10 protein-coding genes and 1 pseudogene are annotated in these 10,947 nt (G+C 43.9%); 7 read left to right on the top strand and 4 right to left on the bottom strand.

Features of this window, described 5'->3' with window-relative positions; genetic code table 11:
- From RMX98_RS35685 to RMX98_RS35675, 3 genes and pseudogenes are all read left to right on the top strand, one after another.
- A pseudogene (locus tag RMX98_RS35685) lies at nucleotides 1-132 on the top strand (IS4 family transposase); the annotation flags it as partial.
- Between the two features lie 55 nt (nucleotides 133-187).
- Nucleotides 188-556 (top strand): hypothetical protein, encoded by a 369-nt coding sequence (locus RMX98_RS35680; protein WP_322680204.1) that lies wholly within the window; start codon nucleotides 188-190, stop codon nucleotides 554-556.
- Nucleotides 557-821: 265 nt separating this feature from the next.
- Nucleotides 822-2,222: an esterase-like activity of phytase family protein gene (locus RMX98_RS35675; protein WP_322680203.1), complete on the top strand. Its 1,401-nt coding sequence runs from the start codon at nucleotides 822-824 to the stop codon at nucleotides 2,220-2,222.
- 176 nt (nucleotides 2,223-2,398) lie between these two features.
- Here the strand turns inward: RMX98_RS35675 and RMX98_RS35670 are convergent, their stop codons facing one another.
- The 3 genes from RMX98_RS35670 to RMX98_RS35660 all read right to left on the bottom strand — a co-directional run bounded on the left by RMX98_RS35670 (nucleotide 2,399) and on the right by RMX98_RS35660 (nucleotide 5,880).
- The gene (locus RMX98_RS35670) at nucleotides 2,399-3,193 is read right to left on the bottom strand and encodes a Shedu anti-phage system protein SduA domain-containing protein (RefSeq protein ID WP_322680202.1); all 795 of its coding nucleotides are present in this window, start codon (nucleotides 3,191-3,193) and stop codon (nucleotides 2,399-2,401) included.
- Between the two features lie 137 nt (nucleotides 3,194-3,330).
- Nucleotides 3,331-4,611, bottom strand: a complete 1,281-nt coding sequence (locus RMX98_RS35665) for a VWA domain-containing protein (protein ID WP_322680201.1) — start codon at nucleotides 4,609-4,611, stop codon at nucleotides 3,331-3,333.
- Nucleotides 4,612-4,623: 12 nt separating this feature from the next.
- A complete protein-coding gene (locus tag RMX98_RS35660) occupies nucleotides 4,624-5,880 on the bottom strand; it encodes a VWA domain-containing protein (RefSeq protein WP_322680200.1) in 1,257 nt (418 codons plus the stop codon).
- Nucleotides 5,881-6,118: 238 nt separating this feature from the next.
- Between RMX98_RS35660 and RMX98_RS35655 the strand changes: the two genes are divergently transcribed.
- The 3 genes from RMX98_RS35655 to RMX98_RS35645 all read left to right on the top strand — a co-directional run bounded on the left by RMX98_RS35655 (nucleotide 6,119) and on the right by RMX98_RS35645 (nucleotide 8,399).
- Nucleotides 6,119-6,781, top strand: coding sequence for an ATP-dependent Clp protease proteolytic subunit (locus RMX98_RS35655; RefSeq protein ID WP_322670451.1), 663 nt, complete (start codon nucleotides 6,119-6,121; stop codon nucleotides 6,779-6,781).
- Nucleotides 6,782-6,884: 103 nt separating this feature from the next.
- Nucleotides 6,885-7,493, top strand: coding sequence for an ATP-dependent Clp protease proteolytic subunit (locus RMX98_RS35650; protein WP_322680199.1), 609 nt, complete (start codon nucleotides 6,885-6,887; stop codon nucleotides 7,491-7,493).
- Between the two features lie 279 nt (nucleotides 7,494-7,772).
- Nucleotides 7,773-8,399: a J domain-containing protein gene (locus RMX98_RS35645; RefSeq protein WP_322680198.1), complete on the top strand. Its 627-nt coding sequence runs from the start codon at nucleotides 7,773-7,775 to the stop codon at nucleotides 8,397-8,399.
- Nucleotides 8,400-8,686: 287 nt separating this feature from the next.
- Here RMX98_RS35645 and RMX98_RS35640 read toward each other — a convergent pair whose 3' ends face one another.
- Entirely contained in the window at nucleotides 8,687-9,886 is a 1,200-nt protein-coding gene (locus RMX98_RS35640; protein WP_322680197.1) for a PLP-dependent aminotransferase family protein, read from the bottom strand.
- 134 nt (nucleotides 9,887-10,020) lie between these two features.
- Here RMX98_RS35640 and RMX98_RS35635 point away from each other — a divergent pair, with 134 nt between their 5' ends.
- On the top strand, nucleotides 10,021-10,833 hold the full coding sequence (locus RMX98_RS35635; RefSeq protein ID WP_322680196.1) for a basic amino acid ABC transporter substrate-binding protein: 813 nt from the start codon (nucleotides 10,021-10,023) through the stop codon (nucleotides 10,831-10,833).
- The last annotated feature ends 114 nt before the right edge of the window (nucleotides 10,834-10,947 follow it).

The raw sequence follows: 10,947 nt of genomic DNA, 5'->3' as shown, positions 1-10,947 counted from the left end.
GCTGCAATCGATTAAAAAAGTAAGTTTAGAAGCTTTGGCCAATGCTTTACCAATTCCGATTGAATTTGAAAGTAGAAGAAAGAAAGTCCAAAGATTTTGTCTTTACCAAATCTCGACATCAAAAAAATTTGGTTAAGGTAGGTAAAAATCCCATAAGTAAACAAGCTTCTGTAGAATTTTTCGCCAAATGATTCGGGAATTTTATCAGGTTCTCAAACCAGGTGGTAAGATTTATGGCTTTTTCCCAACAATCTACTGCGATTTAGAAATTGCCTATTTAGATGCCACTAAATCTCATTGGTTAACCGATAGTATTATTAATTTAACTGATAGCGCAAATTATTACCACAAAAATCGCTATAATCGCCAAATTCTTTACACACCTTTGCGGTTAAATCGCATTTTTCAAGAAGCAGATTTTCAGCGATTGGGATTTGAAGTTTTCTTCAATGACTCTGATATTATGGCTCAGAACTATCGAGAAAAGCTAGAAATTAATGATTTAGATATTGTTCACTGGCAATTTATAGTGAGGTATGAAAAGCCTTGGAGTTAAGCCAGTTGTAGAGGGCGTTAAGCAAGTTATACCAATTTAATATGAAGTTGCAGGCGGAAAGAACCCCACCCTAACCCTCCCCGCAAGCGAGGAGAGAATCGGATTTTCCCCTCTTTTGCAAGCGGGGAGGGGTAAAATTCTATGCAGCTTCACAAAGAATTGGTACAAGCTTAACTTTTACTTAACTACTGCTAATAGATACTAAAAAAGTAAAAAAACTGACAATATTTTTTAATAAATACTGTCTTTTAGCAATAGAACTGATATGCTCAACAAAAGTCTCATTTTGTCATTGTTGGTGTTATTTGCAATGGCTCCTGCTGCAAATGCAGAGATTAAATTGATTGCAATTGGGAGCCTAGATGGTAATATAGGCGATCGCTCCACCGAAACATCTGCTCCCCTGGAAAATGGCGTTCCGGGAAACCTCTTAGGTGGTTTAGGGTCGGGACTAGCCTACGCTGGGAATAACACCTTTATTGCTATCCCAGACCGGGGGCCAAATGCGGTGTCATACAACAACGCTGTAAGTGATACAGCATCCTATATCAACCGCTTTCAAACTATCAAAGTGAAACTTGTACCAAGCAAGCTTGGTTCAGCGTTGCCTTTCACCCTTACCCCTTGCTTAATTGACACAACTCTGTTATCAAGCAATAAGCCTCTTTACTACGGAAGTGGTGCGGGATTGGGTGTACCTAGCGGTGTCCCAGCCTTAAATACCAATAGTAAAAACTATTTCACTGGACGCTCAGACAATTTCAACCCCAGCCAAATCTCAACATATCCCAACAATGCGCGTTTCGATCCTGAAGGGGTGCGTGTATCCAATAGTGGAGAGCAGATATTTATCTCGGATGAATACGGCCCCTATATATATGAATTTAACCGCAATACAGGTAGGCGTATCAGCGCCTTTAACCTACCTCGCAAGTTTGCAATCAGCAACTTGAGTCCCGTTAGTGATACAGAGATTAGTGGCAACACATCCGGCCGCGTTACGAACAAAGGTATGGAAGGACTTGCAATTACTCCCAACGGTAAGACTCTAGTTGGTATTTTGCAAAGTCCTTTGCTTCAAGACGGGGGTACTGATGGTGCTTATACCAGAATCGTCAAGATTGACATCGCCACAGGTGCTACCCAGGAATACGCTTATCAACTAGATAATATTGGCACTTCGTCTAAACCGAAATATCCCACCGTCAGCGAGATTTTGGCGATTAGCGATCGCCAATTCCTAGTAGATGAACGCGATGGCAAGGGGTTTGGCGACGGCTCCAAGGCTGCCTTCAAGAAAATCTATCGGATCGATTTGACGAATGCTCAAGAAGTAAGCAATATCACCGGGGAAAGCAACCTTGTTGGTAAGGCAGTAAGCAAGACCTTATTCCTTGATGTGGTAGCTGCATTAACTCAATACGGCATCAAAGAAGAGGACATTCCTGCCAAGCTTGAAGGTTTGGCTTTCGGAAAAGATGTGAAGATCGACGGAGTGGAAAAGCATACATTATTCATCGCCAATGACAACGATTTTCTTGGTACTTTAGCACCAGATACTTACCATTCGACAAGTGTTGACAACCCAAACAAGTTTTTCGTTTTTGCGGTTGACAGTACCGATCTGCCGGGTTTCGTAGCGCAGAAGATCAAAGGAAAAAATTGATATTGAGTTGGGTTGATAGCGATGTCTACGACGGGCTACGCCAACGCTAGAAGCTTTTAGAGTAGGCGTTTTGCCCACTCACTCTACATGCTTACTAACATTTACCGTTGTTGCCCGATGTCTAACCTTTCGAATAGTCTTTCAAGCATCCGCTTTATCGACTTGTTAGCCAGGATTTAATAGGTTTGTCTACCGATTACATCAGCAGCAGTGTCAATAAGGTTGTCGTAATGTAATAGCAAAATGTTTGTGTCCATACGTTCTTCGCGCCCAATTTCGTAAGTCTTGTTGGTGAAATGAGTACGTTTGCCAGCAATGACGACGAAATGGAACCGTGACCTATCCATTGTGACGAACTCATCAGGTAGTGCAACTTCAGCTCGTCTTGATTTATCAAATGTCTCTTTGAGTGAAGAATAATAACTATCCAGCCAACGTCGCCAGTCACGTAATTGCTTTATGCCTTTGCGAAACACTTCTCCAAGGTCGCCCTCAGCAGTCGTGATCCTACCTTTGGGGGCTTCAAGTTCAACAAAGACAAACTCATGGCCGCCTGAACTCTGACCAATAATTAAGTAGTCGGATCGATAAGAATTGCCGAGCTGAAACTCAGGGAAAAGATAAGTTGCATGGTGACCAAAATGAAAATACTTACTAAGAAGTGAGCCAATGATGAAGTAAGCGCGATGTTCACTAATGAATTTTAAAATACTGCGTTCATCGACATCTTCCGACTCAAGCATTTGTTGGAAGCAAGTAAGTTTATTATTGAGTCCTACACGATCTTGAAGATCAACAAAGTCCATGTAGTTGTTTGGAAACAGGCTGATATAGTGGCGTGCAGCTTTAGGGTACTTATGAAAAAGCGAATTTCTGATTTTGGGGATAACGACTTCTTGCTCCTTGAGTGAGCGAAATTCTGCCTCTTCGTCAGAGGTGAGTATCGTGTAGTCTCTGTCGTACAACTTCATGTGCTGACCTGCTTGGCATTGTTAGCTAACAGTTATTAAACGGATTTTTTCTGAATATCCACTAGAATTTAATATGCCCATTTTTAAATTGAAAATACTCTACAGGCTCATCGTTAATCAATAACGCTAAATTTCTACTATTCCTGTAAAACGGTTTTAGATACAATCCTAGTTTTCTTCAAGTCAGCTTCCGAAAGTTTTTCCCCAGCTTGCAAGCGAGTGGCGGAGGTTTGCAACACTGTTGCTGCACCTTTATCTCCTATTTGTAAAGCGGTTTTAGCAGCTGTTTGCAGCATCGTGGCTGCACCAGTGCGATCGCCTTGTTGCAATTTCGCTTCGGCTAACTGGGTTTGGCGATACTTCGCTAATGCTAAAATAGAATGTTGCACCTGGGGATTAGATGTCGGTTGATACGCTCGCACTACATCTGCATACACCGGCATCAAGGGCGATAGTAAACCTTCTTCGTTAACCAACGGGTCATCATAACGAACTTGCAGATGCCCGATCGCTTGTTTCCCTTCTGGCAATTGTCCCAGATAAATGTTCGCCAAAACTACCCGTTCTACATCCTGCATCAAATCTCCCAAACGCACAGCGAAACCTCCATCAGCTTCGGGTTCTACTGGTAACTCGATTGTGTCTGGGGCAACTTGGGCAATGGGTTTCAATTCCGCTAGTCGGACATTGGGCACTAAAGATAACAGCAAGTGGGCATTAGTTAGCCCAATAGACTGAATCCGTCCAAACAGTCGGCTAAACTGATCCACCGCTTGTTCGGGACGTTCAATATAAGCTAAAGTCCCACCACCGACATCGGCAATTTTTTCCAGCAAATCCTGATTCCAGCTATTGCCAAATCCGAAAGTGTTGATAGTTAGGTTCAGCTTGGCAGCCTTTTGCGCCAGTTTCAGACAGCGCTTATTGTCATCTCGCCCTATATCCCACTTCCAAATCCGCAAACCGCTTTCACCATGCCCATCCGTCAGCAGAAACGCCTGGGAAACAGCGCCCCTTGTGCCCTTCATCAGTTCTGTAATTCCCAATTCCAAACCATCAGCGATCGCAGTGCCGCCGCTAGCAGTCAGTTTGCTTTTTATTTGAGATTTGATGCTTTCGGGGTCTTCAATCGCTTGGTTGGGGATAATGACTTCCGCAGTGCCAGAAAAAGCTACAACCGAGATGCGATCGCCTACTTTCAACCGATCGATTAATCCTTCCACCGCCTGGATCGCCATTTTAATTGGATGTCCATGCATGGAACCACTTCTATCCAAAATCAAGCAGAGATTAAGGGGGAGATTTCGATCGGACTCACTAGCGATTGCCGAAATTGTAATTGCCAATTGACGTTGGCTACTTGTTTGAGCCAGATCAACATTATTGTCATTTAACGCCGAGAGCAATTTAACTTTCATCTAAACCTGAGTTTACTGGGGAGGAGTATCTTGCAAAACTGTTTTGGAGACAATTCTGGTTTTCTTGCGATCGCTTTCGGATAAATCTTGTCCAGATTGTAGCTGGGTGGCAGAAGTTTGCAACACCGTCGCTGCATTAGTATCTCCCATTTGCAAGGCAGTTTTCGCAGCCGTTTGTAACATTGTCGCCGCACCAGAACGATCGCCCTGTTGTAATTTCGTCTCGGCTAGCTGGGTTTGGCGATACTTCGCTAATGCTAAAATAGATTGTTGCACCTGGGGATTCGGGTCTGCTTGGTAATTTTTGACTACATGGGCATAAACTGGGATATTTGGTGTAACTAAACCTACTTTGTTGGCGGCTGGATCGTCGTAGCGGACTTGCACATTAGCGATCGCTTGTTCACCTGTTGGCAATTGTCCCAAATAAATATTAGCTAAGATTACTCGTTCTGCATCTTTCATTAAATCTCCCAACCGCACAGCGAAACGTCCATCAGCTTCTTGTTGCAGTGGTAACTCGATTGTGTCTGGGGAAACTTGGGCGATGGGTTTAAGTTCCGCTAACCGGACATTGGGCATCAGGGAGAATAATAGATAAGCATTAGTCAATCCCACAGTTTGAACGCGGCTAAACAGGCGATTAAACTCTTCGGCTGCCTGTTCGGGTTTTTGAATATAAGATAAAGTACCTAAGCCAGCATCAGCAATTTTTTCTAAAACATCTTGGTTCCAGTTGTCACCAAATCCCAAAGTATTTAAAGTTAAATTATAGCTAGCAGCCAATTGAGCAAATTTCAAACAGCGATTGTTATCACCGTGTTCATTTTCCCCGTCGGTTAATAAAAAAGCTTGGGAAACAGTATCTTTTTTGCCCTTCGCCAACTCCTCAATCCCCAAACGCAACCCTTCATCAATCGCAGTTCCCCCATCGGCGGCGAGGCGATTGATTTGCTGTTTTATTTTCTCTGGATTTTCCACACTTTGATTGGATACTAAGACTTTGGCACGGTGATCGAAAACTACCACACTGAGACGATCGCCAGGGTTGAGCCTATCTACCAAACGATTCGCGGCTTTTTTCACCGTTTCTAGCGATCGCCCATTCATCGAACCACTATGATCGAGAATTAAACACAAATTCAGGGGTACATGGCGGTCTTGAGTCTCTGCGATCGCCGAAATCGAAATTCCCAACTGACGTTGACTGTTCAGTTGATTTGCGTCCAAATTACCATCATTCAAGGCAGGCTGCAAATTAACCTTCATAACTCAGAGTCCCTATTCAGGATATACATACTAAAAAATAACTTCAAAGCACCACTTTAGCTCTACGGAAAACTTATCCAACACAAATACATTAATATAATCAGAATATCTTAGAAGCCAAGCATTGGCAGATGCGAAGCCACCTTTAGCATTAGGGAGAAATCCGCACCTTAAGGAAGGTGAGCATCGCGCTAGGATGTATTACAGTTAACGGCATAGTTTCAGGCGATCAGTTGCTATGGACAATTCCCCAATTAAGGCTGTTCAAGCCCCATATTACGGCGATAACTTTTACCGAACACCACCGCCAGATTTACCTTCCCTTTTATTGAAGGAGCGAATCGTCTATATTGGGATGCCACTGGTGCCTGCTGTTACGGAATTAATCGTGGCCCAATTGCTGTTCTTGCAATCCGACGACCCCGAAAAACCGATTAAAATCTATATCAACTCCACCGGCACTTCCGGTTACAGTGGCGAACCCATTGGCTTTGAAACCGAAGCCTTCGCCATATATGACACCATGAAATATATCAAGCCTCCTATCCACACCATCTGCGTTGGTTCCGCGATGGGAATGTCAGCGATGCTACTCAGTGCTGGTACAAAAGGTTGTCGCGCTAGTTTGCCTCATTCCTCGATTATCCTGCATCAGCCCAAGAGCTACGCCCAAGGTCAAGCAACGGATATTCAAATTCGCGCCAGGGAAGTTTTGGTAAATAAAGGGGCCTTAGTTGATATCTTACATCGCACCACTGGACAGGCTCCAGAAAAAATTACTAAAGACATGGATCGCTTGTTATATTTAACACCCTATGAAGCGAAGGAATACGGTTTAATTGACCGGGTTTTTGAGAAAGAAGAACTCGCCAATCCTCCACTTCCTGCCAGTGTCCTCTAGTGAGTGCTGAGTGCTGAGTGCTGAGTGCTGAGTTATTAAGTTAGGAGTTATCAGTTATTCCTAACTCTCCAACTGCCCCAAATTATTACAAACGGAGTAAATTATGCCTATAGGCGTTCCTAAAGTTCCTTACCGGATGCCGGGTGGACAATATACAGATTGGATTAGCATCTACGATCGCCTTTACCGGGAAAGGATTATATTCTTGGGGCGTGATATTGATGATGAAATTGCCAATCAAATTATCGCTGTAATGCTGTATCTGGACTCAGACGATCCAGGTAAAGACATTTATTTATACATCAATTCTCCCGGTGGAATGGTTACATCTGGCATGGCTATTTTTGACACCATGCAACATATTAAATCAGATGTAGTAACTATTTGCGTGGGATTAGCTGCTTCAATGGGGTCTTTCCTGCTGGCTGCTGGCACCAAAGGCAAACGCCTAGCATTGCCTCACTCACGGATTATGATTCACCAGCCTTCAGGTGGTACCCGTGGACAAGCAACCGATATCGAAATTGAAGCTAGAGAGATTCTGCGGATTCGTCACCAGCTCAATGGCATTTATGCCGATAAGACAGGTCAGACCATAGAAAAAATTGAAAAAGATATGGATCGTGACTTTTTCATGTCTGCCGAAGAGGCAAAAGAATACGGTTTAATTGACCGTGTGATTGAAGAACGAACCTCTGTAATAGGTCAGTAGGGGCAGGGGAGCAGAGGAGGCAGGGGGCAGGGAGAAAGGTTATGGTTCGGCAAGCTCACCAACTAGGTTAAAGGGAAAAGGAATAAATTTAATCTTTCCCCTTTTCCCCTTACCCCTTTCCCTTTCCCCATACCCAATGCCCAATGCCCTTTTATGAACAAACTGTCAACATTGAACTTTAAAATAGAAAATTAGCCCTTATCATTAATAGTCCGGGCTTGAAGCTGATACTGACAGATAATAGCCAATAGCTAAATATTCGATAGCTGATAGCTCAAGATGGATCTTGGAGATTGCTACCGTTTACTAGGTTTAAGATCGGGAGCTTCTTTTGCTGACATCAAAGCGTCTTACCGACGACTGGCGCAGCAATATCATCCCGATATCAACCCAGATGACAACAAAGCCAAAGATAAATTTATTGCCTTGACAGAAGCGTACAAACTCCTGATGACAGTGGTACTACCAGAGGAAACTGTGGCACATTCAACTCAGGTATCAACATCTGGTGGGCGTGATGACGCTAAGGCAACGCATAGGCAGAAAACACCAGTAACAACGGTGACAAGCCAAGAACTAGGGAAACCAAAGCCGCCTAATCTGTTGGAAATAGAAGAACGGCTGAAGTGGAAGACTTATGAGCAATTGCAGCGATTTTTGCAAGAAAAACGATTTCCGCAAGCGATCGCCCTGGCGGAAGCTTTAGCAGATCGGTTGTCAACAGATGCAGAAGTCCGTCAATGGCTAGCGATCGCCTATCAAATTTGGGGACGAGCGCTAATTTCAGAAAAACAACTACTCAAAGCCAGAATTTATCTCAAAAAAGCTTTGAAAACAGACCCTCATAATAAAAGTCTCTGGTATGAAGTTCAGCGCGATTTCCAACGTTTAGAACAAATTTTTTAAAGTTTACAAAATTTATCGAGGAAGGCAAGAGACAGATCGCCTTTGCCATCTACTGTCGCTACCAATCAGGGACGTTTTAAATCCCCACTGTTGCGTCAGCTTCCCGCAGGGTAAGAGAGTTCAGTAGCTTCAAAACATCTAGGGTCAAATAAAAGCATAATTTGTTCCTCCTGCCTCCTCTGCTTCCCCTGCTTCCCCTGCTTCCCCTGCCCCACTTCGGCTACGCGGAAATCGAGCGAAGTCGAGATTCAGTGACCACCTGCCCCCTGCCCCCTGCCCCTAAAGAATTACCGCCATCCCCTCAACACTGCTCCCAAAGTTGCGATTCCCTCAACAATCTTCTCCGTTGTTTGAAAGCTAAAAGCTAATCTGATGGCATCATCTCCCTGGCCACTAGCATAACAGCGAGTCCCTGGCAGAAAGCTGATACCGTGTTCATTGGCAGCAGTTAGGAGTGCTTTGGCGCTGATATCTGGTGGCAATTTACACCAAACGAAAAAGCCGCCATCTGGTCGCAAAGCAACTATATCACTGGGAAACTCTTGAGCGATCGCTTCTAACAACAAATTACACTTATGGTTGTAACAAGCAATTAGCTCCTGAATGTGATAGTCTAATTTGCCAGTAGCACAGTAGCGGGCAAGCACATGGCTGACAAATGGCCCCACAGGCCCCTCACTTTTGAACATTGCCAACCGCTCAATAATTGCTGGATCGCCACAAGCCCAGCCCAAGCGGATACCAGGCGCAATAATTTTCGAGAAGGTACTCACGTATAAAACCCACCCTTCCTTGTCAAGGCTTGCTAGGGAGGGCACTATTTCCCCTTGGAAGCGCAAATCGCTATAAGCATCATCTTCTACCACTAAAACGCCATACTCAGCCGCTAATGCTACCAGCTTTTGGCGGCGAAATAACGGCATAGTAGCGCCCGTGGGATTATGAAAAGTGGGGATAGTGTAAATAAACCGGGGTCGAATGTCCTGTTTTTTTAAATCGCTCAAAGTTTCTTCTAGGGCATCTACATCCATTCCCATTTCATCTACAGGAATGGTAATTAGGTGTGCGCCAGCCTGAACAAATCTATTAACTACTCCCAAAAAGGTTGGGCCTTCCACAATTACCACATCACCAGGTTCAACAAATACATCTGGTAGCAAGCCGAGAATCTGACCAGAACCGTAACCAACAATCAAGCGATCGCGATCAGCAGCGATTCCTTTAGCCTGCAAGCGGAGGATAATTTGCTCATACAATTGGGCTGAGGGTGGACCGTAATTGAGAGCGATCGGAGCCTCTTCTGCCAGCACAGCAGCACTTGCGGCAGCCAAATCAGCATGGGGAAAGAGAATTGGGTCAGCTAGACCATAAGCAAAGCTGACGCTGATGATTTTGGTTAACTCTGTACCATAAGTTGGTGGTGTCAAATTTCTAGCCCGTTCGGCGAACAAATCAGTAATTCGATAACTAGAAGTGGTAGAAGCCATAAGGAATTCAAAATTGGGAGTCAGAATACAGAACACACAAAAAGGCAATTAGCGAAAAGTCATACGGATGTATTATTTCTTATAACATCATCACAAGTATCGTAAATATTAATTACTAGAACAAAATTACTATAGTGAAATTAATTAACTTCAAGTGGCAGCAGCTAATTCTCAGCTTAGGCTGCTTGCTACTGATTATTGGCTGTCAGAGTTTATATCCCACTACTAAGCCAGATGCTAAATCTCTCAAGGTAGCCACAGACCCCACCTTTGTCCCTTTTGAATTTCAAAAGGCTGATGGTAAGTTAGAAGGTTTTGATATTGATTTGATGAATGCGTTGGCGTCGCCCGCCGCAGGCATCGCAAAGGTAGCAGGTTTTGCAGTCCAGTTTGAAAGTTTGCCCTTTGATGGCATGATCTCGACTTTGCAAGCTAAAAGAGTTGATGCAGCAATTAGCGGAATCACGATTACCGCCGAACGCCTGAAAACAATTGCTTTTTCACGACCTTATTTTAAAGCCGGACTTGCGATCGCTGTCCGCGAAGATAACCAAAATATTAAAGACTTCAATAGTCTTAAAGGTAAAAAAATTGCTGTCCAAATCGGTTCAACTGGAGCCGATTTTGCTAAAACCATCCCCAACGCCAAAATTAGTACTTTTAATTCTGGGCCAGAATTTTTCCAAGACTTGCTCAATGGCAACGTTGATGCTGTTGTTAGCGATGCTTTTGCTACTTTGTATGCGATTAAAAATGGCAAACTCCAAGGCATCAGAGTTGTTGCCGACCTTCTCACTAAAGAATACTACGGAATTGCTACCCCCAAGGATTCCCCCCATCTGGATGAAATTAACAAAGCTATAGCGACTTTGTTATCCAATGGCACTTACAAGCAAATTTATCAAAAATGGTTTAACGCTGAACCTCCACAATTGCCAGACTCTTGATAATTGGGAATGGGGAATGGGGAATGGGGAAAAAACCTGGCGTTGCAGAACAGAGGGATGAATTTAGGCAGGCAGGGGAGGCAGGGGGTGCTGGCGTTGCAGGGGGGGAGATTT

Origin of the sequence: Nostoc sp. DedQUE02 (genome assembly GCF_034531035.1) — a bacterium.
Taxonomy (GTDB): domain Bacteria; phylum Cyanobacteriota; class Cyanobacteriia; order Cyanobacteriales; family Nostocaceae; genus Nostoc.
The sequence above is the reverse complement of the archived record's forward strand: the minus strand, read 5'-3'. Positions and strand labels throughout refer to the sequence as shown.